23 protein-coding genes are annotated in these 25,937 nt (G+C 74.6%); 20 read left to right on the top strand and 3 right to left on the bottom strand.

The window, feature by feature from the left end:
• Positions 1–19 precede the first annotated feature (19 nt).
• From Q0840_RS06790 to Q0840_RS06700, 19 genes are all read left to right on the top strand, one after another.
• The gene (locus Q0840_RS06790) at positions 20–2,860 is read left to right on the top strand and encodes a hypothetical protein (protein ID WP_298457873.1); all 2,841 of its coding nucleotides are present in this window, start codon (positions 20–22) and stop codon (positions 2,858–2,860) included.
• Between the two features lie 165 nt (positions 2,861–3,025).
• A complete protein-coding gene (gene thrS, locus Q0840_RS06785; RefSeq protein WP_298457871.1) occupies positions 3,026–5,038 on the top strand; it encodes a threonine--tRNA ligase in 2,013 nt (670 codons plus the stop codon).
• On the top strand, positions 5,038–5,604 hold the full coding sequence (locus tag Q0840_RS06780; RefSeq protein ID WP_298457869.1) for an HIT domain-containing protein: 567 nt from the start codon (positions 5,038–5,040) through the stop codon (positions 5,602–5,604). Before thrS ends, Q0840_RS06780 begins: the two co-directional genes overlap by 1 nt.
• A 7-nt stretch (positions 5,605–5,611) precedes the next feature.
• Positions 5,612–6,220, top strand: a complete 609-nt coding sequence (gene pgsA, locus Q0840_RS06775) for a phosphatidylinositol phosphate synthase (protein WP_298457868.1) — start codon at positions 5,612–5,614, stop codon at positions 6,218–6,220.
• Positions 6,217–7,284, top strand: coding sequence for a phosphatidylinositol mannoside acyltransferase (locus Q0840_RS06770; RefSeq protein WP_298457867.1), 1,068 nt, complete (start codon positions 6,217–6,219; stop codon positions 7,282–7,284). Before pgsA ends, Q0840_RS06770 begins: the two co-directional genes overlap by 4 nt.
• On the top strand, positions 7,281–8,498 hold the full coding sequence (locus Q0840_RS06765; protein WP_298457866.1) for a glycosyltransferase family 4 protein: 1,218 nt from the start codon (positions 7,281–7,283) through the stop codon (positions 8,496–8,498). The genes Q0840_RS06770 and Q0840_RS06765 overlap by 4 nt, the downstream gene beginning before the upstream one ends.
• Positions 8,498–9,178, top strand: a complete 681-nt coding sequence (locus Q0840_RS06760; RefSeq protein ID WP_298457865.1) for a hypothetical protein — start codon at positions 8,498–8,500, stop codon at positions 9,176–9,178. The genes Q0840_RS06765 and Q0840_RS06760 overlap by 1 nt, the downstream gene beginning before the upstream one ends.
• Positions 9,179–9,239: 61 nt before the next feature.
• Positions 9,240–10,142: a pyridoxal 5'-phosphate synthase lyase subunit PdxS gene (gene pdxS, locus Q0840_RS06755; protein ID WP_298457864.1), complete on the top strand. Its 903-nt coding sequence runs from the start codon at positions 9,240–9,242 to the stop codon at positions 10,140–10,142.
• Positions 10,139–10,717, top strand: a complete 579-nt coding sequence (locus Q0840_RS06750; protein ID WP_298457862.1) for an NUDIX hydrolase — start codon at positions 10,139–10,141, stop codon at positions 10,715–10,717. The genes pdxS and Q0840_RS06750 overlap by 4 nt, the downstream gene beginning before the upstream one ends.
• 68 nt (positions 10,718–10,785) lie before the next feature.
• A complete protein-coding gene (gene pdxT / locus Q0840_RS06745; protein ID WP_298457860.1) occupies positions 10,786–11,418 on the top strand; it encodes a pyridoxal 5'-phosphate synthase glutaminase subunit PdxT in 633 nt (210 codons plus the stop codon).
• Between the two features lie 37 nt (positions 11,419–11,455).
• Positions 11,456–12,214: a YebC/PmpR family DNA-binding transcriptional regulator gene (locus Q0840_RS06740; RefSeq protein ID WP_298457857.1), complete on the top strand. Its 759-nt coding sequence runs from the start codon at positions 11,456–11,458 to the stop codon at positions 12,212–12,214.
• Positions 12,215–12,278: 64 nt separating this feature from the next.
• Positions 12,279–12,851 carry a crossover junction endodeoxyribonuclease RuvC gene (ruvC, locus tag Q0840_RS06735; RefSeq protein ID WP_298457854.1) on the top strand — a complete coding sequence of 191 codons (573 nt, stop codon included), beginning with the start codon at positions 12,279–12,281 and terminating at the stop codon, positions 12,849–12,851.
• Positions 12,852–12,933: 82 nt separating this feature from the next.
• Entirely contained in the window at positions 12,934–13,551 is a 618-nt protein-coding gene (gene ruvA, locus Q0840_RS06730; protein WP_298457852.1) for a Holliday junction branch migration protein RuvA, read from the top strand.
• A complete protein-coding gene (gene ruvB / locus Q0840_RS06725) occupies positions 13,544–14,587 on the top strand; it encodes a Holliday junction branch migration DNA helicase RuvB (RefSeq protein WP_298457850.1) in 1,044 nt (347 codons plus the stop codon). The genes ruvA and ruvB overlap by 8 nt, the downstream gene beginning before the upstream one ends.
• A gap of 111 nt (positions 14,588–14,698) precedes the next feature.
• On the top strand, positions 14,699–15,220 hold the full coding sequence (gene yajC / locus Q0840_RS06720) for a preprotein translocase subunit YajC (RefSeq protein WP_298457848.1): 522 nt from the start codon (positions 14,699–14,701) through the stop codon (positions 15,218–15,220).
• 152 nt (positions 15,221–15,372) lie between these two features.
• Positions 15,373–17,412, top strand: coding sequence for a protein translocase subunit SecD (secD, locus tag Q0840_RS06715; RefSeq protein WP_298457847.1), 2,040 nt, complete (start codon positions 15,373–15,375; stop codon positions 17,410–17,412).
• Positions 17,412–18,521, top strand: coding sequence for a protein translocase subunit SecF (secF, locus tag Q0840_RS06710; RefSeq protein ID WP_298457846.1), 1,110 nt, complete (start codon positions 17,412–17,414; stop codon positions 18,519–18,521). The genes secD and secF overlap by 1 nt, the downstream gene beginning before the upstream one ends.
• Complete coding sequence (locus Q0840_RS06705; protein ID WP_298457845.1) at positions 18,518–19,066, top strand: adenine phosphoribosyltransferase; 549 nt, start codon at positions 18,518–18,520, stop codon at positions 19,064–19,066. The genes secF and Q0840_RS06705 overlap by 4 nt, the downstream gene beginning before the upstream one ends.
• Positions 19,067–19,274: 208 nt before the next feature.
• Positions 19,275–21,632, top strand: coding sequence for a bifunctional (p)ppGpp synthetase/guanosine-3',5'-bis(diphosphate) 3'-pyrophosphohydrolase (locus Q0840_RS06700; RefSeq protein WP_298457841.1), 2,358 nt, complete (start codon positions 19,275–19,277; stop codon positions 21,630–21,632).
• On the opposite strand, the gene Q0840_RS06695 is transcribed toward Q0840_RS06700, so the two are convergent.
• From Q0840_RS06695 to Q0840_RS06685, 3 genes are all read right to left on the bottom strand, one after another.
• The gene (locus Q0840_RS06695) at positions 21,589–22,239 is read right to left on the bottom strand and encodes a hypothetical protein (protein ID WP_298457838.1); all 651 of its coding nucleotides are present in this window, start codon (positions 22,237–22,239) and stop codon (positions 21,589–21,591) included. The genes Q0840_RS06700 and Q0840_RS06695 overlap by 44 nt on opposite strands.
• A gap of 126 nt (positions 22,240–22,365) precedes the next feature.
• Complete coding sequence (locus Q0840_RS06690) at positions 22,366–24,297, bottom strand: DUF349 domain-containing protein (protein WP_298457835.1); 1,932 nt, start codon at positions 24,295–24,297, stop codon at positions 22,366–22,368.
• Positions 24,294–25,025: a peptidylprolyl isomerase gene (locus Q0840_RS06685; protein WP_298457832.1), complete on the bottom strand. Its 732-nt coding sequence runs from the start codon at positions 25,023–25,025 to the stop codon at positions 24,294–24,296. The genes Q0840_RS06690 and Q0840_RS06685 overlap by 4 nt, the downstream gene beginning before the upstream one ends.
• 126 nt (positions 25,026–25,151) lie before the next feature.
• Between Q0840_RS06685 and Q0840_RS06680 the strand changes: the two genes are divergently transcribed.
• The gene (locus tag Q0840_RS06680; protein WP_298457829.1) at positions 25,152–25,931 is read left to right on the top strand and encodes an MBL fold metallo-hydrolase; all 780 of its coding nucleotides are present in this window, start codon (positions 25,152–25,154) and stop codon (positions 25,929–25,931) included.
• Positions 25,932–25,937: the final 6 nt, after the last annotated feature.

Genomic DNA, 25,937 nt, shown 5'->3' with positions numbered 1-25,937 from the left:
CGGCTGCCCAGGACGCCCCATGTCCCTGTTCGAGTTCCAGATCGCGACGGATCGCTTCCTCGTCGCCCAGCGCAACCTCCTGCGCTCGTCGGCGCTGTGCCCGCCGGTGCTCCCTGCGGCGGCGGGTGTGCAGATCGTCATCGACCGCATCGACGTCGAGGCCAGCCACCTGCGCCGCGGGCCGGAGACCGAGTTCGCCGTCTTCCTGGAGGACCACGGCGAGGTCCGCGCGACCGACCACCCGGCGACGGGCTTCCCCGTCCTGCTCGAGCAGCACCTCGTCCTCCAGCTCACCACGGAGGCGGACGTCCGCGCGCACCCGAACGAGTCACCACGGCTCGTCGCGGTGGAGGTGGTCGTGACCTTCGAGCTCAGCGCCTACGCACTCCCGGACGAGTGCTACCTGCGCGCCGACCTGGGCGCCGTCGACGTCGTCGTCCCCCCGCTCCCGGCGCCGCTGCCGGCGAGCCTGCCGCCCGAGGTGCTGGCGCAGATCCGGGGGTTCGTCACCGACCGGGTGCGCGTGCTCGCACCGTCCGGCACGGTCCCGATGGGACTGGCGGGGCTGCGCCGGGGCATCCGGTTCCTCAACGCCGGCCTGGCCCTGGCGGCCGGTGGGCAGACCCTCGCGGTCCGGATCCAGGTCGGCGGGTCCAGCTGGTACTCCTACGGCCCGTGGACCACCTTCTACAGCGGTCACGCCGTCGACCGGCGGCAGGGCAACGACTGGTCGCTGTTCGTCGAGGCGGGCTATCTCACCGAGTCGGCGAAGGCGGTCCTGGGCAGCAGCCTGCCCCGCGACGACGCCCTCGACGCCTACCCGGACTGCACGTACCGCGTCGAGGGCGGCCGGGCGGTGCTCGACGTCAGCGCGCTGCTGATCTTCCACGCGGTCGAGGTGCAGGAGCTCGACCTCGACCTCACGGTCCAGGCGGAGCCGCACGTCGTGCTGCGCCCGGCGGTCACCGCACCGGGCACCCTGAGCGTCGACATCGACTTCTCGCGCATCACCGAGGTGCGGGGGTTCGTCAGCACCTTCGCGCTCTCGGTGATCCGCCTCTTCGGCGTCCCCGCCGAGGAGCTGATCCTGCGGTTCGCCGGCTCGGCAGCGGTCGAGGCGCTCGACGACGCCGGCCTGGACGTCGAGCAGACCTCCCCGACCACCCTGCGTGTCAGCCAGGCCGTCGCGGTCCCGACCGTCCCCGGCTCTCTGCGGAGCCAGGTGACGACCCTGCTCGCCCTGCCCGACGGGGTGGCGCTCGCGGGCAGCATGTCGACGACCGAGCTGACCTCGGCGGTGCCCCTGATCGAGCACACCGAGTTCGCGATCGCCGCACCGCGGGTGTCGTGCGGTCCTGCCTCGATGGCGCTCGTGGCCGCCTTCTACGACGACCACTCCCGGTTCCGGGTGCTGCACGCCCGGGCCTGGATCGGCAACAGGGGGACCGCCCCGCTGTCGCTGTGCGGTCCCGTGTCGCTCGACCGTCCCGGCGGCGCCGTCACCCCGGCCGATGTGAGCGTCGGCGACGGCCAGCCGCCCCTGGACCTGTCGGTCGACGTCGCCGCACCCGGCCCGGGTTACTACGCCGCCCCCTACCCGATCGACCTGATGGTGCGGACCAGCGGGGGCACGCGGCTGCTGCGGTTCGCCGCGCTGCCGGTGGTCGACGCTGCCCGGTTCCAGGCGCTCGGCGCCGAGCTGCTCGCCGCCGTCGCAGACTGCCAGCAGCTCGTCGACCCGTGGCTCGGCACCCACGTCGGCTACAACCCCCGGTGGTCACCGCGGCCACCGGAGGACGGCTCCCGGGTCGAGCACCTGTGGGACGTCGTCGTCTCGGGCCTGCCGGCGGGGCAGGCCGCCCGGCTGGTCGACCGCGACGGCAGCGCGGTGGTCACCGCGGTCAGCACCGGTGACCCCGTGCACCTCACCACGGTCGTGGCTCCCAGCGGCGAGGACCGCGAGCTGGGCATCCGGCGCCTCGACGCCCCGGGGTGGTCGGTGCAGTCCGGGACGGTCGACGTCACGGCGGACCCCGGCCCGGGCGGCCTGGAGGTCCGGCAGACCAACCTGGTCCACGAGGGCGTCGTCCGGCTGCCCGGCCGGGCTCGCGGCATCGACGTGGTCCCGGTGTCCGGTGCGCCCGGCGTCGTCGCGCTGCTGGACGACCGGGCCGTCGCGTACGCCGTCACGTCGCCCTCACCGGCAGCGGCCGAGCGGACCTGGCCGGGCCGGTTCAGCGGGGCGCTGAGGTCGGCGCACGGGCTGCTGCTCTACGGCGACGACGGCTTGGCCGTCGTCGACCGGTCGGGTCGGCTGACCCGGACCGTGGTCGACGTCCCGGTCCGGGATGCCACGGTCGGGGCGGAGGGGGTGGTCGCCGTCACCCGCGACCGGGTGCTCGTGCTGTCCCCGACCCTCGAGATCCGCGACGAGATCCAGGCGGCCGGAGCCATCACGGCCGCGCACGCCCGGGGCCGGCTCCTGGTGGGGGACCGGCACGGCGTCATGCTGCGCGGCGGAGCGGTGGCCGGCGCAGCGGTGACCGGCACGGTGACCGGCGTGCCGACCGGCGCGGTGACCGGTGGATCGCCCGACGGGCAGCGGCTCGACGTCCAGGACGCCGCCGTCGTCTCGCTCGCGCACACGCCGTTCGTCGATCCGGCGGCCGTGCTGGCCACCCTCGACGACGGCACGGCACGGGTCCTGGTCACCGGACCGGACGGCGTGCGTGAGGTCGCCCGCTACGACGCGGTGCCGTGGTTCGCGCACGCGGTGCGCCTCGGGGACCGGGTGGTGCGCCTCGCCGAGGGCCGGGACCGGCTCGAGCTGTACCGGGTGGGCGCCAGCGTGCTGCTGTGATCCCGCGGGCGCATGCGGACGGGCCCGGTCGCCGCCCGGCCCCTGGTCGGTCCGGCGTCGGTCCGGCGTCGGGCCGGCGTCGGGCCGGCCCGCCCGCCTCGGTAGCATCGTCGCTGCGTCCGGACCGGGCGCAGCCCGAGCACCCCTCGACCAGCAGGAGACCCCGTGTCGGCACCGTCCGCCCAGACCCTCACCCTCACCGTCGACGGCGCCGAGGTCACGGTCGAGGCGGGTGCCACGGCGGCCGACCTGTACGGCCAGCGGCGCGACGTCGTCGTCGTCCGGGTGGACGGCGAGCTGCGCGACCTGCACCTGCCGGTCGCCGACGGCGAGGTCGTCGAGGCCGTCACCATCGACTCCCCGGACGGGCTGGCCGTGCTGCGGCACTCGACCGCCCACGTGCTCGCGCAGGCCGTGCAGGAGATCAACCCGACCGCCAAGCTCGGCATCGGCCCGCCCATCACCGACGGCTTCTACTACGACTTCGACGTGGACACGCCGTTCACCCCCGAGGACCTCAAGGCGCTGGAGAAGGCGATGCAGCGCATCGTCAAGGAGGGCCAGACCTTCCGCCGGTGGGACGTCACCGAGGACGAGGCGCGGACCGAGCTCGCCGGCGAGCCGTACAAGCTCGAGCTCATCGGCCTGAAGGGCACCACGAACGACGAGGACTCGTCCTCCGTCGAGGTGGGCCTGGGCGGCCTGAGCATCTACCAGAACGTCAAGCGTGACGGCACGGTCGCCTGGCAGGACCTGTGCCGCGGCCCGCACCTGCCCAGCACCCGGCTCATCGCCAACGGCTTCCAGCTCACCCGCTCGGCCGCCGCGTACTGGCGCGGGTCGGAGAAGAACCCGCAGCTGCAGCGCGTGTACGGCACCGCCTGGCCCACGAAGGACGAGCTGCGCGCCCACCTCGAGCGCCTGGCCGAGGCGGAGCGGCGCGACCACCGCCGGCTGGGCAACGAGCTCGACCTGTTCTCCTTCCCGGACGAGATCGGCTCCGGCCTGGCCGTGTTCCACCCCAAGGGCGGCATCGTGCGGATGGAGATGGAGGACTACTCCCGACGACGCCACGTCGAGGGCGGGTACTCCTTCGTCAACACCCCGCACATCACCAAGGAGGGGCTGTTCCAGCTCTCCGGGCACCTCGACTGGTACTCCGAGGGCATGTACCCGCCCATGCAGCTGGACGCCGAGCTGGACGAGGACGGGACGGTGCGCCGCCCCGGGCAGAACTACTACCTCAAGCCGATGAACTGCCCGATGCACAACCTGGTCTTCCGGTCGCGTGGCCGGTCCTACCGGGAGCTGCCGCTGCGGCTGTTCGAGTTCGGCACGGTGTACCGGTACGAGAAGTCCGGCGTCGTGCACGGCATGACCCGCGCGCGCGGGTTCACGCAGGACGACGCGCACATCTACTGCACCCGTGAGCAGATGCGCGACGAGCTCGCGAGCCTGCTCCGGTTCGTCCTCGACCTGCTCCGGGACTACGGCCTGGAGGACTTCTACCTCGAGCTGTCCACCCGCAACCCGGACAAGTCCGTGGGGTCGGACGAGGTGTGGGAGGAGGCCACCGAGACGCTGCGCGAGGTCGCGACGGCGTCGGGCCTGGACCTGGTGCCGGACCCGGGCGGCGCGGCGTTCTACGGGCCGAAGATCTCCGTGCAGGCCAAGGACGCCATCGGGCGCACGTGGCAGATGTCGACGATCCAGCTCGACTTCAACCTGCCCGAGCTGTTCGACCTGGAGTACACCGCCTCGGACGGCAGCCGGCAGCGCCCGGTGATGATCCACCGGGCGTTGTTCGGGTCGATCGAGCGGTTCTTCGCCGTCCTCACCGAGCACTACGCCGGTGCGTTCCCGGCGTGGCTCGCCCCGGTCCAGGTCGTCGCGGTGCCGGTCGCCGAGCCGTTCAACGACTACCTGGCCGACGTCGTCGCGCAGCTGCGCGCGCAGGGCATCCGCGCCGAGCTCGACGTCTCCGACGACCGGTTCGGCAAGAAGATCCGCACCGCCAGCACCCAGAAGATCCCGTTCGTGCTGATCGCCGGCGGCGACGACGTCGACGCCGGCGCGGTGTCGTTCCGGTACCGCGACGGTCGCCAGGACAACGCCGTGCCGGTCGCCGAGGCCGTGCAGCGGATCGTGTCCGCGGTCCGCGAGCGGGCCCAGGTCTGATGTCGGTGGGGGACGAGGTCGCCGGGGAGCACCCCGGCGAGCCGGACGGGTTCGAGCGGCTGTGGACGCCGCACCGCATGGTGTACATCGGCGGGCAGGACAAGCCCGCGGACGCCTCGGCCGGGGACGCGTGCCCGTTCTGCCGTGCGCCCACGCTCGACGACGTCGAGGCGCTGGTCGTCGCGCGCGGCGCGGTGGCCTACGTCGTGCTGAACCTCTACCCCTACAACCCCGGCCACCTCATGGTGCTGCCGTACCGCCACGTCGCCGGCTATCCCGAGCTGACCGCGCAGGAGACCACCGAGGTCGCCACGCTCACCCAGACGGCGATGCGCGTGCTGCGGAAGGTGTCGGCGCCGCACGGGTTCAACCTGGGGATGAACCAGGGCACCGTCGCCGGAGCAGGCATCGCCGCCCACCTGCACCAGCACGTGGTGCCGCGGTGGGGCGGGGACGCGAACTTCCTGCCGATCGTCGGCCGCACCAAGGCGCTGCCCGAGCTGCTCGGTGACACGCACGCCCGGCTCGTGGCGGCCTGGCCGTCGCCGACACCGGCGAGAGGATGATCGGGACGTGCTGAACCGACTCCGTGGCGGCATGACCCGGGTCATGACGCCGATCGCCGACCTGCTCCTCGCCCGCGGCGTGACGCCGGACGCGGTCACGATCACGGGGACCGCGGCGGTCGTGCTGGCGGCCCTCGTGCTCTACCCGACGGGGCACCTGCTGGCGGGCACGCTGGTCATCACGGTGTTCGTGCTCACGGACTCGCTCGACGGCGTGATGGCCCGCCGCTCGGGTCGCACGAGCTCCTGGGGCGCGTTCCTGGACTCGACCCTGGACCGGTTCGGTGACGCCGCGATCTTCGGCGGCCTGCTGCTGTGGTTCACCGGCGGCGGGGAGCACCGGCCGACCGCCGTGCTCGCGCTGGCGTGCCTCGTCCTCGGCTCGATCGTGCCGTACGCGCGGGCCCGGGCCGAGGGGCTGGGGATGACGGCCGCGGTCGGGATCGCCGAGCGCGCCGACCGCCTGCTGGCCGTGCTCACCGCGACGGCGCTGGTCGGGCTCGGTCTGCCGCGGGAGGTGCTCACGGTCGTCCTGGCGCTGCTGGCGGTGGCCAGCGCCGTGACCGTCGTCCAGCGCATGGCGACCGTCCGGCGCCAGGCCGAGGTCGTGCGGTGAACGTCGGGGTGCTGCTCGGCCCCGCGTGGCGCCTGGCGCGGTACGTCCCGGGCCCCGTGCTGGGCGCGGCGGCGACGCTCTGCGCCGACGTCGTGTGGTGGCGACGGCCCGCCGGCGTGCGCCAGCTGGAGCGCAACCTGGCGCGGGTCCGGCCGGACGCCTCACCCGCCGACGTCCGGCGGCTCGCGCGCGACGGCATGCGGTCCTACCTGCGCTACTACGCGGAGGCCTTCACGCTGGCGTCCTTCACCGCCGCCCAGACCGACGCCCGGGTCCGCACCGTGGGCGACGCCCCCCTGCGTGCCGAGCTCGCCGCGGGGCGCTCGGTGGTGCTCGCCCTGGGGCACCTGGGCAACTGGGACCTGGCCGGCGCGTACGCCGCCCGGGCGATCGGCCCGGTCACGACGGTCGCCGAACGGCTCGAGCCCGAGGCGGCGTTCCGGGAGTTCCTCGCCTTCCGGGAGGGCATCGGCCTGGAGATCGTGCCGCTGGACAGGTCCGGCGGTGAGGTGTTCCGGCGGCTGGTGCGCGCGGTCCGCGGCGGGGGCCGGCTGGTCCCGCTGCTCGCCGACCGTGACCTGACCGCGCACGGCGTCGAGGTGCAGATGTGGGGGCGGACCGCCCGGGTCGCTGCGGGCCCGGCCGCGCTGGCGCTGTCCACCGGGGTCCAGCTGCGGCCCGTCACCCTCCACTACGAGCGGCTCGACCGGACCCGGCGCCGCGCGGCCGGGTCGCCGTGGGGGATCGTCATCACGTTCCACGACGCCGTGCCGGTGCCCGCCACGGCGGATCGCGGCCACGCGGTCGCGACCATGACGCAGGCCTGGGTCGACGTGCTGTGCGCCGGCATCGGCGACCACCCGCAGGACTGGCACATGCTGCAGAAGGTCTTCGTGGAGGACCTGGACCCCGTGCGCTACGCGGCTACGCTCGCCCGCTCCGGGGCCGGCAGCTCGGCCGGCAGCTCGGCCGGCAGCTCGGCCGGCACGGGAGCGGGCACAGCAGCCGGACCGTCGACGGCGGGCGGGGCAGCCGACGGCGCGTCCGGCGGGGCGTCGGCATGACCCCGACCCCACCGCGGCCCCTCCGGGTGGGGATCGTCTGCCCGTACTCCTTCGACGTCCCCGGGGGCGTCCAGTTCCACGTGCGCGACCTCGCCGAGGCCCTGATCGCCCAGGGCCACCACGTGTCCGTGCTCGCCCCCGCCGACGACGACACGCCGATCCCGCCGTACATGACCTCGGCCGGGCGGGCCGTCCCGGTCCGCTACAACGGCGCGGTCGCCCGGATGACCTTCGGGCCGCTGACCGCCGCCCGCGTCCGGCGCTGGCTCGCCGCCGGCGAGTTCGACGTCCTGCACCTGCACGAGCCGGTGACCCCCAGCCTGGGGATGCTGGCCCTGTGGATCGCCGAGGGCCCCATCGTCGCCACCATGCACACCGCCCTCGTCCGGTCGCGGGCGCTGCAGATGGCCTACCCGCTGGTCCGGCAGAGCCTGGAGAAGATCTCGGCGCGCATCGCGGTCTCCGAGGACGCGCGCCGCACGCTCGTGGAGCACATGGGTGGTGACGCCGTCGTCATCCCCAACGGCGTGTACGTCGACCGGTTCCGCACCGCCCGGCCGGACCCGCGGTGGACCGGCACCCCGGACGCACCCACGATCGCGTTCCTCGGACGGCTGGACGAGCCGCGCAAGGGACTGCCCGTCCTGCTGGACGCGGTGCCCGCCGTCCTGCGCCGGCACCCCGGGGCCCGGTTCCTCGTGGCCGGCCGCGGGGAGACCGGCCCGGAGGAGGTGCGCCGCCTGCTCGGCGACGACGCCCGCGCGGTGGAGTTCCTCGGCGGCATCACCGACGACGAGAAGGCCGGGCTGCTGCGCTCGGTCGACGTCTACTGCGCCCCGCAGACCGGTGGCGAGAGCTTCGGCATCGTGCTGGTCGAGGCCATGAGCGCGGGCGCCGCGGTGGTGGCCAGCGACCTCGGGGCCTTCCGCCGGGTGCTCGACGAGGCCACCGCCGGCACCCTGTTCCGCACCGGCGACGCCGACGACCTCGCCGCGACCCTGCTGCGGGTGCTCGACGACGAGGGGCTGCGGGAGAAGGCCCGGACGCACGCCGCCGAGGTGGTGCAGCGGTACGACTGGTCCCACGTCACCCAGGAGGTGCTGACCGTCTACGAGATGGTGTCGGCCGGCGGCGCCGGCCACGTGGGGGAGGACCCGTCCTCGCGCCGCGCCACGCTCGGGCGGCTGATCCGCAGCGACCGGCGGGACCGCTGATGGCCTGGGCGGAGTGGGGCCTGCTCGTCGCGGCCGTGCTCGTCGTCGCGGTGTGGGCGGTGTGGGTCGAGGCGTCGCGCCTGGACCGGCTGCACCGCAAGGTCGCCCAGTCCCTGGCGACGCTCGAGGCCCAGCTCGTGCGCCGGGCGACCGCGGCCGTCGAGCTCGCCTCGACCGGCGTGCTGGACCCGGTCAGCTCGGTGCTCGTCGGTGAGGCCGCCTTCGCCTCCCTGGACGCCGGGCCCAGCGGCGGCGGTGCGCTCGCCCCGGTCCCGGCCGAGCTGGCCCGGCTGGTCGCCGCCGAGCTCGGCAGCCCGGCCGAGGCCGCCGCACGGCCGTGGGCGCCGCTGCCCGCCGCCGACCGGGGACTGGTGGAGAGCGAGCTGTCCGGCACCCTGCGCGCCACGCTGGAGGACCCGGCCGAGGTGGCCGCGATCCGCGCGGAGCCCGGCGGCGACGCGCTGCTGGACGCGCTCGCCGCGGCCTGGTTCCGGGTCCAGCTGTCCCGGCGGTTCCACAACGAGGCGGTCGCCCAGACCCGTCGCGTGCGCGGCAAGGCCCTGGTGCGCTGGCTGCGCCTGGCCGGGCACGCCCCCATGCCGGAGCCGTTCGACATCGACGACGCCTGGCCCCCGGCCCTGGGCCGTCCCGGAGCGTCCAGCACCTCGCGCGAGGTCTAGAATGGGTGGGCGCGCCGGCCGGACCGCGCGCTCTCCCCGACTCCTTCTGTGAGGCTCTGCAGTGACCACCGAGAACAGCCAGAACGTCGTCGGCACCGCCAAGGTCAAGCGCGGCATGGCTGAGATGCTCAAGGGCGGCGTCATCATGGACGTGGTGACCGCCGAGCAGGCGAAGATCGCCGAGGACGCGGGCGCGGTCGCCGTCATGGCGCTCGAGCGGGTCCCCGCCGACATCCGCGCGCAGGGCGGCGTCGCGCGCATGAGCGACCCCGACCTCATCGACGCGATCATCTCGACCGTGTCCATCCCGGTGATGGCCAAGGCCCGCATCGGGCACTTCGTCGAGGCGCAGGTGCTGCAGTCCCTCGGCGTCGACTACGTCGACGAGTCCGAGGTGCTGACCCCCGCGGACTACTCCCACCACATCGACAAGTGGGCGTTCACGGTGCCGTTCGTCTGCGGCGCCACCAACCTGGGCGAGGCGCTGCGCCGGATCACCGAGGGTGCGGCGATGATCCGCTCCAAGGGCGAGGCCGGCACCGGTGACGTCTCCAACGCCACCACCCACATGCGCACGCTGCGCGACGAGATCCGCCGGCTCACCTCGCTGCCCGAGGACGAGCTGTACCTCGCGGCGAAGGAGCTCCAGGCGCCGTACGACCTGGTCAAGGAGGTCGCGACCGCCGGCAAGCTGCCCGTCGTGCTGTTCACCGCCGGTGGCATCGCGACCCCCGCGGACGCCGCGATGATGATGCAGCTGGGCGCCGAGGGCGTGTTCGTCGGCTCGGGCATCTTCAAGTCGGGCAACCCGGCCGAGCGTGCCGCCGCGATCGTCAAGGCCACCACGTTCTACGACGACCCCGACGTCATCGCCAAGGTCTCCCGCGGCCTGGGCGAGGCCATGGTCGGCATCAACGTCGACGACGTCCCCGTGCCCCACCGGCTGGCCGAGCGCGGCTGGTGACCTCCGCGGCCACGGGCCCCGGCGCCGACGACGGCGGTGCCGCGAGCGCGGCCGTCGACCGGCTCGGTCCGGAGTGGCAGCTCGGGCCGGACGGCGTCCGGTTCCGGCGGGCCGCCCGGGTCGTCCTGCTCGACGCCGACGACCGGGTCCTGCTGCTGCACGGGTGCGACGCCGACCAGCGCGAGCGGAGCTGGTGGTTCACCATCGGTGGCGGCATCGACGAGGGCGAGACCGCTCTGCAGGCAGCGGTCCGCGAGCTGCGGGAGGAGACCGGTCTGATCGTCACGGCCGACGACCTCGCCGGGCCGGTGTTCGCCCGCTCCGCGGAGTTCGACTTCTTCCGCGAGACGTGCCGGCAGGACGAGCTGTTCTACCTCGCCCGGTACACGGGCCCGTCGTCGTTCACGCGTGAGGGGTGGACCCAGATCGAGGTCGACACCATCGACGAGCTGCGCTGGTGGGACCTGGACGACCTCGCGGCGACCGACGAGCAGGTCTTCCCGGTCGGCCTGGCCGACCACGTGCGGGGGCTGCTCGTCGGCTGGGACGGCGTGACCCGGACGCTCACGGCGTGACGACCGCCACGGCCGCAGCGCGCCCCGGGGCACGCGCGGCCACGTCCACGGTCGTAGAGTCTCCAGCCGTGAAGCCCAGGATCGGTGTGCTGGCCCTGCAGGGCGACGTCCGCGAGCACCTGCGCGCGCTGGAGGAGTCCGGGGCGACCGCGGTGCCGGTGCGCCGCGAGAGCGAGCTCGCCGACGTCGACGGCCTCGTCATCCCCGGTGGGGAGTCGACCACCATCGAGAAGCTGCTGCGCGCGTTCGACCTGTTCGAACCGGTGCGCGAGCGCCTGCGGGCCGGGCTGCCGGCCTACGGGTCGTGCGCGGGGATGATCCTGCTCGCCGACCGGGTCGAGGGCGCCGCCCCCGGGCAGGCGACGCTCGGCGGCCTGGACGTCACGGTGCGCCGCAACGCCTTCGGCCGGCAGGTCGACTCGTTCGAGACCGACCTGGCGTTCGCCGGGGTGGACGGCGACCCGGTCCACGCCGTCTTCATCCGGGCGCCATGGGTCGAGGACGTCGGCCCCGGCACCGAGGTGCTGGCCGCGGTCGACGAGGGTCCGGCCGCCGGTAGGATCGTCGCGGTGCGCCAGGGTGGACTGCTGGCGACCTCCTTCCACCCGGAGGTCACCGGCGACATGCGCGTGCACCGCCTGTTCGTGCAGATCGTCCGTGATGCCCTGGACGCGCGGCCCGGCCACCACGGCGAGGGCTGACGCTGGTGCGGCGACGGGCGCAGACGGAGGAGTAGGGATGTCGGGTCACTCCAAGTGGGCCACCACGAAGCACAAGAAGGCCGTGGTCGACGCCAAGCGGAGCAAGCTGTTCGCCAAGCTCATCAAGAACATCGAGGTCGCGGCCCGGACCGGCGGGGCGGACCTGGCCGGGAACCCGACCCTGTTCGACGCGGTCCAGAAGGCGAAGAAGTCGTCGGTCCCCAACGACAACATCGACCGAGCCCTCAAGCGGGGGTCCGGCCAGGAGGCCGGCGGCGCCGAGTACTCCACGATCATGTACGAGGGATACGGCTCGGGCGGGGTCGCGGTGCTCGTCGAGTGCCTGACCGACAACCGCAACCGCGCCGCCTCGGACGTGCGGGTGGCGTTCACCCGCAACGGCGGGCAGATGGCCGACCCCGGCTCGGTGTCCTATCTCTTCTCCCGCAAGGGGATCGTGGTGGTCCCCAAGGCCGACGGCGTCACCGAGGACTCCGTCATGGAGGCCGTCCTGGACGCGGGCGCCGAGGAGGTCAACGACTACGGCGACACGTTCGAGATCTTGTCCGAGGCGACCGACGTCGTCGCGGTCCGCACCGCGCTGCAGGACGCCGGCATCGAGTACGACTCGGCCGACGTCGTCTTCCACCCGGCCACCCAGATCGAGGTGGACGTCGAGGGCGCCCGCAAGATCCTGCGGTTGATCGACGCGCTCGAGGACCTGGACGACGTCCAGGAGGTCTACGCGAACTTCGACGCCTCCGACGAGGTCATGGCCGAGCTCGAGGACGACTGAGCCGCACCCCGGCGCGCCCGCGTCCCTGCACGGCTCCACCGCTCCCGGCTGGGAGAGTGGGGCCGTGCGTGTTCTCGGAGTGGACCCCGGCCTGACGCGGTGCGGGCTCGGGGTCGTCGACGCCCTGCCCGCGCGCCGGGCCGCGCTGGTCGCGGTCGGGGTGGCCCGGTCGTCGTCGACCGAGGACATCGACCAGCGGCTGCTGGCCATCTCCGAGCAGGTCGAGGGCTGGATCGACCGGCACGCCCCGGACGTCGTCGCGGTCGAGCGGTACTTCGCCGCCGACGACGTCAGCACCGTCATCGGGACCGCGCAGGTCGCCGGGATCGCCATGCTCGCGGCCGCTCGGCGCAAGATCCCGGTGGCGCTGCACACGCCGAGCGAGATCAAGGCCGCCGTCACCGGATCCGGCCGGGCGCAGAAGGTCCAGGTCCAGCGGATGGTCGCCCAGATCCTCGGGCTGGCCGAGCTGCCCACGCCGGCCGACGCCGCGGACGCGCTGGCTCTGGCGATCTGCCACCTGTGGCGGCCGGCGGGGGCGCTGTCGGCGCCGCAGCGTCCGCTGCAGGCCATGACCCCGGCGCAGCGCGCCTGGGCGGCCGCGGAGCACGCGGCGCGTCGGCCCACCCGCGGGTGAGCGCAGTTGTTACGGTGACGCGCGTTCGTACAGGTGTTCGCCCGGTGCTGCCCGGGTGCAGGCGTAAGGGTGGGTGTGAGCGGTGATCGCGTCGGTTCGCGGGACGGTGCAGCAGGTCCGGCTGGACGGGGCCGTCGTCGAGGTCGGCGGGGTCGGGCTGCTCGTGCATGCCACCCCGTCCACCCTGGGCAGCCTGACGGTGGGGGAAGCGGCCACCCTGTCGACCAGCCTCGTGGTGCGTGAGGAGTCCCTGACCCTGTTCGGGTTCGCCGACCCGGACGAGCGGGCCGTGTTCGAGACCCTGCAGACCGTCTCCGGCGTCGGCCCCCGCCTCGCGCTGGCCATGCTCGCCGTGCACAGCCCCGACACGCTGCGCCGCGCCGTCTCCACCGAGGACCTCACCACGCTCAAGCGGGTCCCCGGCATCGGGCACAAGGGCGCCCAGCGGATCGTCCTGGAGCTCGCGGGCAAGCTCGGCGCGCCGCTGGGCACCACGGGCAGCACGCCCGCGCCGGTCCCCGTGGCGGCCGACCGACGCACCGAGGTCGTCGAGGCGCTCGTCGGCCTGGGGTGGAACGCCAAGGCGGCCGAGGACGCCGTCGGCGGGGTGGTGGACGACGCCGCCCCGCCCGTGAGCGACGCCGACGTCGCCGGCATCCTGCGGTCCGCGCTGCGCGCGCTGGGGTCCGGCCGTGGCTGAGGACGCCGGGCTCACCACCGAGCGCCTCGTCGAGCCCGGGGCCGACGACGTCGAGCGCGCGGCCGAGGCGGCGCTGCGGCCGCGCCGGCTGGAGGAGTTCGTCGGGCAGCGGGTCGTGCGCGACCAGCTCTCGCTCGTGCTGCAGGCGGCGCTCGGCCGCGGCCGGGCGCCGGACCACGTGCTGCTGTCCGGCCCGCCCGGGCTGGGCAAGACGACGCTGGCCATGATCATCGCCGCCGAGCTCGGCGCCCCGCTGCGGCTCACCTCCGGCCCCGCCATCCAGCACGCCGGCGACCTCGCGGCCGTGCTGTCCTCGCTCGAGGAGGGCGAGGTGCTGTTCCTCGACGAGATCCACCGGCTCGCCCGGCCGGCCGAGGAGCTGCTGTACGTGGCCATGGAGGACTTCCGGGTGGACGTCGTCGTCGGCAAGGGGGCGGGCGCGAGCGCGATCCCGCTCGCGCTCCCACCGTTCACCGTGGTGGGGGCGACCACGCGCGCGGGGCTGCTGCCGGCACCGCTGCGGGACCGGTTCGGCTTCACCGGGCACCTGGACTTCTACTCCGCGGACGAGCTGGAGCGGGTGCTCGTCCGCTCGGCGCACCTGCTCGGCGTCGACCTGCACCCGGACGCGGCGACCGAGGTCGCCTCCCGGTCGCGCGGCACCCCGCGCATCGCCAACCGGCTGCTGCGCCGGGTTCGCGACTGGGCCCAGGTACGCGGCGACGGGACCCTGGACCTGGGCGCCGCGCGCGCCGCGCTGGACGTCTACGAGGTCGACGCGCTCGGCCTCGACCGGCTCGACCGTGCCGTGCTCACGGCGCTGTGCACCCGCTTCGGGGGCGGACCGGTGGGCCTGACCACGCTCGCGGTCGCCGTGGGGGAGGAGCCGGAGACGGTCGAGACGGTCGCCGAACCGTTCCTCGTCCGCGAGGGACTGGTCGGACGCACCCCCCGAGGGCGGGTCGCGATGCCGGGCGCGTGGACGCACCTCGGCCTGACGCCGCCCCTCGGCGGCAGCGACACGCTGTTCGCCTGAGGCCCGTCGACGCACCCGCCGTCCCCGCCGTGACCGGGTCGTTGGGAGGGCGGCGTGGCGGCGCCTAGACTGCTGCGGACATCCGACGACCCGAGAGACGTGTCATCCCCCATGGACCCCTCCTTCCTGATCATCCTTCTCCTCGCCTTCGGCGCCATGTGGCTCATGACGAGCCGGACGCGCAAGCAGCAGCGGGAGGCGGCCGACTTCCGCGCCAACCTGGAGGTCGGCCAGGACGTCATGACCGGGTCGGGGCTGTACGGCACCATCGTCGAGGTCGACGGGGACACGATCACGCTCGAGTCGACCCCCGGCAACGAGACCCGCTGGATCCGCGCCGCCATCGCCAAGCTCGTCCCGCCGGCCGAGGACGTGGTCGCCGACGACGAGGAGGAGTACGACGAGACGGACGACGAGGCGTACGACGACGGGACGTACGAGGACGAGCTCGCCGCGGACGGGACGTACGACGACGGGGACGCCGCGACGCTCGACGACGAGCGCGACGTGCCGGTGACCGGCGACGTGCGCCCGGACCGCGGCGCGGGGTCGCACTCCGCCCGGATCGACGTCCCGGACGACCTGTCGACCCTCGACGACGGCCGCCGCGACGACGGCACCTCCCCCCGCTGACCCGTCGGCGCGCCCCGGGCAGACGGGCGCGCCGGCCCTGACACGCCACTGCACCGCCTGCGCCTGCGGGCGGTGCGCGCACGAGAAGAGACGTCACGTTGGCATCGACATCACGCCGCTCGCGGCCCGTCCGGACCCTGGTCACGCTCGCTGTGATCGTCGCCGCGCTGATCGGCGCGATCGCGGCGGGGACCCGGTGGTCGGACGCGAGCTGGGCACCCGAGCTCGCCCTGGACCTCGAGGGCGGCACCCAGCTCATCCTCACCCCGGTGACCGAGGACGGTGAGGAGGTCACCGACGAGACGATCGACCAGGCGATCGCCATCATCCGCCAGCGCGTCGACTCGTCCGGCGTCGCCGAGGCGGAGATCACCAGCCAGGGCGGGACGAACATCGTCGTCGGGCTGCCCGGCACCCCGTCGGAGGAGACCCTCGACCTGGTCCGCACGTCCGCGCAGATGCGGTTCCGTCCGGTGCTGGCGATCACCGCCCCGACCCCGATCGACCCCGCTGCCGAGGTGCCGGCCGCCGAGGACCCCGCCGTCGAGGCGCCGGCCGAGGACCCCGCCGTCGAGGCGCCGGCCGAGGACCCCGCCGTCGAGGCGCCGGCCGAGGACCCCACGCCGCAGGAGAGCCCGACCGGCGACGCCGTGATCGAGAATTCCGCCGCGTTCGAGCCGACCACCGACGAGCCCGCCACCGAGGCGCCGGCCCCCGGGGACCCGGCCGTCGAGCCGGCCCCCGAGGACCCGGCCGCTGCCGGCCCGGAGTCGGCCAGCGACATCGCGTTCTACCTCACGCCCGAGGTCCAGCAGCAGCTCGAGAGCCTCGACTGCACCGACCCGGCGAACCTGACCGGTGGGACGACCGGTCCCGAGGACGCCGCGCTGGTCACCTGCGACGTCGACGGCACCGCCAAGTACCTGCTGGGTCCGGTCGAGGTGCGCGGGGACCAGCTCGCCAGCGCGACCTCCGGCCTGCAGTCCACGCAGACCGGCGCCACCACGGGCCAGTGGGTCGTGAACCTGGACTTCGACGGCGAGGGCACGCGGCTGTTCCGCGACGTGACGACCCGCCTGCAGGGCCTGCCCGCCCCGCAGAACCAGTTCGCGATGGTCCTCGACGGCCTCGTCATCTCCGCTCCGAGCCTCAGCCCGGGCGTCATCATCTCCGACGGCAACGCCGAGATCTCCGGCTCCTTCACCCGCGAGACCGCCGCGACGCTGGCCAACCAGCTCAACTTCGGTGCGCTGCCGCTCACGTTCGAGGTGCAGAGCGAGGAGCAGATCTCCGCGACGCTGGGCTCGGAGCAGCTCCGCAACGGCCTGATCGCCGGTGCCATCGGCCTGGCCCTGGTCGCGCTGTACTCGCTGGTCCAGTACCGCGCGCTCGGCCTGGTGACGATCGCGTCGCTGCTGGTCGCGGCGCTGCTCACCTACGGGGTGATCACGGTGCTGTCGTGGCTGCAGGGCTACCGGCTGAGCCTGCCGGGCGTCGCCGGCCTCATCGTCGCGATCGGCATCACCGCGGACTCCTTCATCGTCTACTTCGAGCGCATCCGCGACGAGCTGCGCGAGGGCCGGACCCTGGTCGGTGCCGTGGACCGCGGCTGGCAGCGTGCCCGCCGCACCATCCTCGCGTCGGACGCCGTGTCGTTCCTCGCCGCGGTCGTCCTGTACTTCCTCGCCGTCGGCGGGGTGCGCGGGTTCGCGTTCACCCTCGGTCTGACGACCGTGATCGACCTCGTCGTGGTGATGCTGTTCACCCACCCCGTCATGCAGCTGGCCGCCCGGTCGCGCTTCTTCAGCAGCGGCCACCGGCTGTCCGGCCTGGACCCGCGGCGCCTCGCGGCGCGGGGGCCGGTGTACGCCGGTCGGGGCCGCGTCGCCCACGCGACGCCGGCGACCACCTCCGGCGCGGGGGGCGCTCGCGCGGCGGGAGGGGACCCGCTGCTCGGTGACACGTCGTCGGGCCCGGACGCCCACCCGGTCGCCGTCGCCTCCGGCAGCCACCGGCTCTCCGCCGACGGCGCGGGCCTCGGCCCCCGCACCGGCCCGGTCGCCGGTGCGCCGTCGGACGGACGGCAGACCATCGCCGAGCGCCGCGCCGCCGAGCGGGCGGCCCAGCGTGAGCGCGAGCGGGCCGCCGACCCTGCCGCACCCGACACCACCACCGAGGGGAGCGAGTCCTGATGGCCGCCGCCGGATTCGCCCAGTGGGGCAACGACCTCTACACGGGGCGCAGGTCGTACGACATCGTGGGCAAGCGCCGCACCTGGTACACGATCGCGCTGGTGATCGTCGCGCTGTCCGCGCTGCTGCTCGGCGTGCGGGGGCTCAACCCGGGCATCGAGTTCCGCGGCGGGTCGCAGTTCACCGTCTCGGGCGTCCAGACCACGGATCAGCAGCCCGCCGTCGACGCCGTCGCGGAGGTCTCCGCCGAGGAGGTGCCGCGCGTCACCACGGTCGGCGGGTCCGCGATCCGCGTCCAGACCGCCGAGCTGACCGCCGAGGAGGTGGTCCAGGTCCGCGGCGCCCTCGCCGACGCCTACGGGGTGAGCGAGGACGACGTCACCAGCGCCTTCATCGGGCCGTCGTGGGGCCAGGACGTCTCGAGCAAGGCCATCACGGGGCTGGTGGTCTTCCTCGCGCTGGTCGCCGTGGTGATGACCGTGTACTTCCGCGCGTGGCGGATGGCAGCCGCCGCGCTGCTCGCGCTCGGTCACGACCTGGTCATCACGGTCGGCATCTACGCGCTGGTCGGCTGGGAGGTCACCCCCGCCACGGTGATCGGCTTCCTGACGATCCTCGGCTACTCGCTGTACGACACGGTCGTCGTGTTCGACAAGGTCCGGGAGAACACCGCCGGCGTCTTCCAGCAGCACCGGTCGACGTACGCCGAGCAGGCCAACCTCGCGGTCAACCAGACCCTGGTGCGGTCGATCAACACCTCGGTCGTCGCGGTCCTGCCGGTGGCCGCCATCCTGTTCGTCGGGGCGTTCCTGCTCGGCGCGGGGACGCTGCGCGACATCGCGCTCGCCCTGTTCGTGGGCATGGTCGTCGGGACCTTCTCCTCGGTGTTCCTCGCCACCCCGCTCGAGGTCACGCTGCGCTCACGCGAGCCACGCATCGCCCAGCACACCGCCGACGTGCTGGATGCGCGCGCGCCGCAGGGCGCGACCACCGGGGACGGCGCCCCCGCGCTGGCGGGTGCCGCCGCGGCGCCGTCGGCGCACGTCGTGCCGGGTCAGCACCTGGGCACCGCCGCCCAGCCGCGTCGCCGCCGCGGCCCCAAGCGGTGACGGCGCACGACGCCGCCGACCTCGGTGAGCGGGTCGGTGCGCTGGTCCGGGACGTGCCGGACTGGCCCACGGCCGGGGTGACGTTCAAGGACATCACCCCGCTGCTGGCCGACGGCGCCGTGCTGCGCGAGGTGGTCGACCACCTCGCGCGGCACGGGACCGGCCTGGGCGGGGTCGACCTGGTGGCCGGGATGGAGGCCCGCGGGTTCATCCTCGGCGCCCCCGTCGCGGTCGCCCTGGGCGCCGGGTTCGTCCCGGTCCGCAAGGCCGGCAAGCTGCCGGGCCCGTCGCTGGCGGCGTCGTACGCGCTGGAGTATGCGGCGGCCGAGATCGAGCTGCACCCGCACACGATCCCGGCCGGCGCCCGCGTGCTGGTGCTCGACGACGTGCTGGCGACCGGGGGGACCGCCGCGGCGACCGCCGACCTCGTCGAGCGCGCCGGCGGCGTCGTCGTCGGGCTGGCCTTCCTGCTCGAGCTGCGCGCCCTGGGCGGCCGAGGTCGGCTGGCCGGGCGGGACGTCGCTGCTCTGCTGTCGGTCGGCTGACCGCACCCGGTCCGGCGTCGGCGGACCCGGTGCGGCCGCCACGGTGCGGTCGGCCGCCACGGTCCCGCCGATGCGGGGCCCGCGCGGGGTGAGGTCGCGGCCCCCGCGTCGATGGACGACGCGGACGGCAGGGCGGGCCCGCGGACGTAGGATCGTCGGGTTGCACGGTGCTCGGGCACGGTCGCACTCCGGTGGCGAAGGGGGTCTGATGAGCGAGAACACGCGGACGGCGCGCACTGAGGCGCCCGCGGGGCCCGACACGCCCGCTCCGGTGGTCGAGGGACCGGTCGCCGAGGGTGCCGGCGGTAGCCGGGTCCGGTCGCGGCTGGTGCGGTTCGGCACCCGGCACAGCGCCGCGACGCCGGGTCTCGGGCCGCTCATGCAGGCGATCCGCACGAACCACCCCAAGGCGGACCTCGGCGTCATCGAGCGCGCCTACGCGGTCGCCGAGCGGGCGCACCGCGGCCAGCTGCGCAAGAGCGGCGACCCGTACATCACGCACCCGGTCGCCGTGGCCACCATCCTCGCCGAGCTGGGCATGACCACCGCCACCCTCGCCGCGGCGCTCCTGCACGACACGGTGGAGGACACCGAGTACTCCCTGGACCAGCTCCGCAAGGGCTTCGGTCCGGAGGTGGCGATGCTCGTCGACGGCGTGACCAAGCTGGACAAGGTCAAGTACGGCGACGCCGCGCAGGCCGAGACGGTCCGCAAGATGGTCGTGGCGATGGCCCGCGACATCCGGGTGCTGGTGATCAAGCTCGCCGACCGGCTGCACAACGCGCGGACGTGGAAGTTCGTCCCGGCGGCGTCCGCGGAGCGCAAGGCGCGCGAGACCCTGGAGATCTACGCCCCGCTGGCGCACCGGCTCGGCATGAACACCCTCAAGTGGGAGCTCGAGGACCTGTCCTTCGCGACGCTCTACCCCAAGGTGTACGACGAGATCGTGCGGCTGGTCGCGGAGCGCGCGCCCGCGCGCGAGGAGTACCTCGCCGTCGTGCGCGACCAGGTGGGTGTGGATCTGCGCTCGGCGAAGATCAAGGCCACGGTCACCGGGCGGCCCAAGCACTACTACTCGATCTACCAGAAGATGATCGTGCGCGGGCGCGACTTCGCGGACATCTACGACCTCGTCGGTGTGCGGGTCCTGGTGGACTCCGTCCGCGACTGCTATGCGGCGCTCGGTGCCCTGCACGCGCGGTGGAACCCGGTCCCCGGCCGGTTCAAGGACTACATCGCGATGCCGAAGTTCAACCTGTACCAGTCGCTGCACACCACGGTCATCGGGCCCGGCGGCAAGCCGGTGGAGATCCAGATCCGCACCCACGACATGCACCGGCGGGCCGAGTACGGGGTCGCCGCGCACTGGAAGTACAAGGAGGTGGCCAAGAACACCCCCCAGGTCACCGACGCCGCCGGCAACGACATGGCCTGGCTGCGCCAGCTCGTGGACTGGCAGAAGGAGACCGCCGACCCCTCGGAGTTCCTGGAGTCGCTGCGGTTCGAGATCGCCGGGGCGGAGGTGTATGTCTTCACCCCCAAGGGCGACGTGATGGCGCTGCCGGCCGGCTCCACCCCCGTGGACTTCGCCTACGCGGTCCACACCGAGGTCGGGCACCGCACCATGGGCGCGCGCGTCAACGGCCGCCTGGTCCCGCTGGACTCCACGCTCGAGAACGGCGACGTCGTCGACGTCTTCACCTCCAGGTCCGAGACCGCGGGGCCGAGCCGCGACTGGCTCGGGTTCGTCAAGAGCCCGCGGGCCCGCAACAAGATCCGCCAGTGGTTCTCCAAGGAGCGCCGCGAGGAGGCGATCGAGCACGGCAAGGACGCCATCGCCAAGGCGATGCGCAAGCAGAACCTGCCGATCCAGCGGCTGCTCTCGCACGAGGCTCTCGTCGCGCTCGCCCACGAGATGCGGTTCCCCGACGTCTCGGGGCTGTACGCGGCGATCGGTGAGGGCCAGGTCTCGGCCGCGACCGTGGTCCAGCGCCTCGTGCACGCCCTGGGCGGCGAGCCGGGGGCGGAGGAGGACATCGCCGAGACGGCGCGCCCCGGGCGGACCGCGCGCCGGGTCCGCACCGGCGACCCCGGGGTCGAGGTCAAGGGACTGGACGACATCTGGGTCAAGCTCGCCAAGTGCTGCACGCCGGTCCCCGGCGACCAGATCATGGGCTTCGTGACGCGCGGCGCCGGTGTGAGCGTTCACCGGACCGACTGCGTCAACGTCGAGAGCCTGCTCGCGCAGCCCGAGCGGGTCGTGGACGTGTCCTGGACGCAGGGTGGCTCGGCGCTGTTCCTCGTGCAGATCCAGGTGGAGGCGCTGGACCGCAGCCGCCTGCTGTCCGACGTGACCCGGGTGCTGTCCGACCACCACGTCGACATCCTGTCCGCGACGGTGTCCACCACCCGGGACCGGGTCGCGATGTCCCGGTTCGTGTTCGAGATGGCCGAGCCCGGTCACCTCGCGTCGGTGCTGTCCGCGGTGCGCAGGATCGACGGGGTGTTCGACGTGTACCGCATCACCGGGTCCAAGGCGTCCGGGGTGCCGGCGCCCCAGTCCTGACCGCAGCGGCCGAGGAGGGCTGAGGCGGGCTCGGCGGACCGGGGCCCTGCGCCCGGGCGAGCACGCCCCGTACCCGCGGCCCGCCGTCGCGGGCACCGAGCGCGGCGGCGGCGTGCCGGACGGCGGTCAGGTCCAGGCCGGTGTGCGCGGCCAGCCGCCGCAGGAGCACCACGGCCTCGTCCTCGGGCAGGTGGCGTGCCACGTCCACGGCGGTCCGCCCGACGGTCGTCACCGCCACGTCACCGAGCCGGACGACGTCGCCCGCCGGCAGGGGGCACTCGTGCGGCACCCGCGCCGGGTGCGGCGAGGGCCGTCTCACCTTGGGGGCCACCAGCACCGCGAACCGCGCCGGCTGCGGTCCACCGGCGTGCACCCAGACCGCCGCCGCGCGGCCCAGCACGGCGCGCGGCGGCACCAGGCACCGCACGGCCAGCGCCCGGACGTCGGGGCCGGCCGGCCGGCCCGCGGGGACCGCGACGTCACCCCACACCGGCACGAGGACGCCGTCGCGCAGCAGGGTCTGCCAGGTGACCGGGCCGACGTCGTCGACCCGGACGCAGTCGGGCACGGTGCGGCAGGACGTCCGGAGCAGCCTGAGGGCGGTCACCGAGCAAGGATGCAGCGGGGGCGGCCCGCGGTGGCGCGGCCGGCGCCCGGTGTGGACGACGGCCGCGCACCGCCCCGGGCCGTGGACGGCGGCCGGTGACCGGGCCCGGCGGTCACCGGTCGCGGGTCAGGACGTCTCGGCCGCGCGCCGGACCTGCTCGAGCCAGGCGGTGCGCGCGTCGAGCGCGGCCTGGGCCTCGGCGATGCGCCGGGCGTCCCCGGCCGCCTGGGCGGCCTCGAGGTCCGCCCGCAGCCCCGCGATCGCGGCCTCGAGCTGCGCGGCCGCACCCTCCGCGCGGGCCCGGGTCTCGGGGTTGCCGCGGGTCCACGCCGACTGGTCGGCGTCGCGGACCGCGTTCTCCACCGCCCGGAGCCGGCCCTCCACACGCTGGAGGTCGGCGCGCGGGACCTTGCCCGCCGCGTCCCACCGGTCCTGGATCGAGCGCAGCGCCGACTTGGCTGCGGCCAGGTCCTTGATCGGCACCAGCCGCTCGGCCTCGACCAGCAGCGCCTCCTTGACCTCGAGGTTCGCCCGGAACTCGGCGTCGGTCTCGGCGGAGGCGGCGTCGCGCGCGGAGAAGAAGGCGTCCTGCGCGGCGCGGAACCGGGCCCAGAGCGCGTCGTCGTCCTTGCGGCTCGCGCGGCCGCTGGCCTTCCACTGCGCCATCAGGTCGCGGTACGCCCCGGCGGTGACGCCCCAGTCGGTGCTCGCGGACAGGCGCTCGGCCTGTGCGACGAGCGCCTCCTTGGCCGCGCGGGCCGTGGCGTTGCGGCTCTCGAGCTCGGCGAAGAAGTGCCGCCGCTCACGGTCGAAGGTGGTGCGCGCGTGGCTGAACCGCTTCCACAGCGACTCCTCGGTCGGCCGGTCGATGCGCGGACCGTGGCGCTGGGCGTCCTTCCACTGGTCGAGCAGCTGGCGCAGCTGCTCGCCGGCCGGCCGCCACTGGATCCGCTCGGGGTCGGTGCCGGCGATCTTCTCGGCCTGCTCGACGATGGCGGTGCGCGCAGCGACGGCGGCCTCCTTCGCGGCCGCCCGCTCGGCGTCGGCCGCGGCACGACGCTCGGCCGCGACGGACCGCAGCGCCTCCAGGCGCCCGCGCAGCCCCTCGAGGTCGCCGACGGCCGCCGGCTCGGCGAGCTCCTCGGTGAGCTTGGCGAGCGTCTGGTCGACCTCCTTGGCCGGCAGGTCGGCCGAGCCGATCCGCGCCTCGAACAGCACGACCTTCGCGTGCAGGTCCAGGTACCGGCGGACGTACAGCGCCAGCGCCTCCTCGGCGGTCGCACCCGGGAACTGCCCGACGGCACGCTCGCCGTCCCCCTCGCGGACGTACACGGTGCCCTCGTCGTCGACCCGGCCGAAGGTCGCGGCATGTGCGGCCTCGGCGGCGTCCTGCGGCGGGGCGACGGGCGCCGCGGGCGCGGCCGCGGCGGTCGGGGCCTGCGGTGCTCGCGCGGACGGGCGGGGCACCGGCCGCGGCATGGGGCGCGGTGCCGGACGCGGCGACGGCGCAGTGCCTGACGACGGCGCGGTGCCTGACGACGGCGCGGTGCCTGACGACGGCGCGGTGTCCGCGGTGCCGGCCGGCTCCGCGGGGGCCTCGACGGCCTCCGTCGCGGGCTCGGCCAGCTGGTCCGCGTCCACGGACGTCGTCGCCCCGGGCTCCGCCGGCGCCACCCGCGCCTGGTCCGCCGGCGCGGCGTCGGGGTCCGGGGCGGTGAGTCCGGCGGCCTCTGCCGCGGGCACGGCCAGCCCGTCGCCTCGCGCGTCCGACGTCTCGCTGGACGGCACGTCGGGAGTGGGCGCCTCGTCGGACGCCGGGACCACGGGGGCGGCGTCCGGCTCGGCCTCGGCTGCTGCGGCGTCGGCCTCCGGCTCGGCTGGTGCGCCGTCGGCCTCCGGCTCGGTGGTCTGCGCGGCGTCGGTCGGCTCGTCGGTGGCCTCCGTCGCCGCGGACGGCGACGTGTCCGGCGAGTCGGCGACGGGTTCGGGGGTCTCGGGAGCGGCCGGCCCCCCACGCTGCGTGTCGTCGCCGGTGGTGTCGGTGGTGTGCTCGGTCACTGGGTCTCAACTCCCTGGATGGTGACACCGGTGGCGGGGCGTCCGTCGGACCCACCGCCCTCTACGCCGGCGTCCGCGACTGCCTGCACGACGTCCAAGCCGGACGTGATGCGGCCGAGAACGGTGTAGCCACCCGCCTGATCGGCGGGAATCATCGAGTCCTCGTACACGAGGAAGAACTGGCTCCCCATGGACCGCGCGTCGTTGCCGACGCGAGCCATGGCGATCGTGCCCGCCGGGTAGACGTCGTCCGCCGGCGCGTTCTCGACCGGCCCGAACCTGTAGCCCGGCCCGCCGCTGCCGCTGCCGGTGGGGTCGCCGCACTGCAGCACCTTGAGGGTGCCGCCCGTCGTCAGGCGGTGGCACGACGTCTCGTCGAAGTAGCCGTCCCGGGCCAGGGTCACGAACGAGGCGACCGACTGCGGTGCCGCGGTGCCGTCGAGCTCGATGCCGAGGTCCCCGACGTCGGTGCTGATCGTCCCGGTCCAGATCCGGTCCTCGGCGACCGACGGGTCGGGTGCCGTCGTGCGCTGGGCGCCCGGTGCGTCGTCGTCCCCGAGGACGACGACGGCGACGACGACGAGCACGAGGGCGACCAGCACCGCGAGGGCGGCGAGCGCGACCCGCCGCCGGTGCGCGCGGGCCGCCGCCTGCTGGGCCGCGAGCTGCTCGCGGCGCTCCAGGCGCCGGCGTGCGGTCTCGCGCTCGCGCTTGCTCGGGGGCGACACCAGACCTCCTCGTGGCACGTGGTCGCGGCGCGACCGGTCGGCACCGCCCGCGCGCACAGTCTAGGCAAGACACCGGGTCGATCCGCCTCGCCGATCCGGGCCCGCCGTCGTCAGTAGCCTGAGCCCATGCTCATCCTGACCGCCGTCGCGCCCGTGTTCGCGACGAACTGCTACGTGCTGGTCGCCGACGACGGCGTCTCCTGCGTCATCGTCGACCCCGGCGGGGGCGTGGCGGCCGCGGTGGAGGCCGCCGTGACCCGGCACCGGCTCCGCCCGGTCGCCCTGCTGGCGACGCACGGGCACGTCGACCACACCTGGGACGCAGCGCACCTCGGCGACCGCTACGGCGTCGCCCTGCACCTGCACGGCGCGGACGAGTACCGGCTGGACGACCCCTTCGGCACCCTGGGCCCGATCGCCGCGGGCATGCATGACGCCGAGGGTCCGCTCGCCCAGGCCCTCGCCGCGGCGGGCATGCCTCCGTCGCAGTACCGACGCCCCGACCGGGTGCAGACCTGGGACATCGGGCCGCAGGCGGCCGAGCCGGACCTCGCTGGTCTGCGCTTCGGCGGGGCGCCGATGCTCGCCGTCCACGCGCCCGGGCACACCGAGGGCGCGACGGTCCTGCTGCTCGCCGGCGTCCCGGGACCGGGCAGCGAGCTGCCCGACACGCCCGCCCTGGGCGACCTGCTGCACAACGCCGGCGGGACCGCGCTCACCGGCGACGTGCTCTTCGCGGGCAGCATCGGCCGCACCGACCTGCCGGGCGGGGACCCCGCGACCATGACCACGACCCTGCGCGACCGGGTCTCGACGCTCGCCGAGGCGACCCTCGTCCTGCCCGGTCACGGGCCGGTGACCCGGCTGGACCACGAGCTGCGCACCAACTCCTTCCTGGCAGGATGACCGCCC

This window comes from uncultured Cellulomonas sp., from assembly GCF_947494015.1.
GTDB lineage: Bacteria > Actinomycetota > Actinomycetes > Actinomycetales > Cellulomonadaceae > Pengzhenrongella.
This window is presented reverse-complemented; position numbering and strand designations above follow the sequence as displayed.

Excerpts from the sequence above, each read along its gene's own strand:
- Q0840_RS06740 (WP_298457857.1), top strand. The coding sequence starts at position 11,456 with ATGTCGGGTCACTCCAAGTGGGCCACCACGAAGCACAAGAAGGCCGTG.
- Q0840_RS06680 (WP_298457829.1), top strand. The coding sequence starts at position 25,152 with ATGCTCATCCTGACCGCCGTCGCGCCCGTGTTCGCGACGAACTGCTAC.
- Q0840_RS06700 (WP_298457841.1), top strand. The coding sequence starts at position 19,275 with ATGAGCGAGAACACGCGGACGGCGCGCACTGAGGCGCCCGCGGGGCCC.
- secF (WP_298457846.1), top strand. The coding sequence starts at position 17,412 with ATGGCCGCCGCCGGATTCGCCCAGTGGGGCAACGACCTCTACACGGGG.
- Q0840_RS06765 (WP_298457866.1), top strand. The coding sequence starts at position 7,281 with ATGACCCCGACCCCACCGCGGCCCCTCCGGGTGGGGATCGTCTGCCCG.
- yajC (WP_298457848.1), top strand. The coding sequence starts at position 14,699 with ATGGACCCCTCCTTCCTGATCATCCTTCTCCTCGCCTTCGGCGCCATG.
- Q0840_RS06780 (WP_298457869.1), top strand. The coding sequence starts at position 5,038 with ATGTCGGTGGGGGACGAGGTCGCCGGGGAGCACCCCGGCGAGCCGGAC.
- Q0840_RS06790 (WP_298457873.1), top strand. The coding sequence starts at position 20 with ATGTCCCTGTTCGAGTTCCAGATCGCGACGGATCGCTTCCTCGTCGCC.
- Q0840_RS06760 (WP_298457865.1), top strand. The coding sequence starts at position 8,498 with ATGGCCTGGGCGGAGTGGGGCCTGCTCGTCGCGGCCGTGCTCGTCGTC.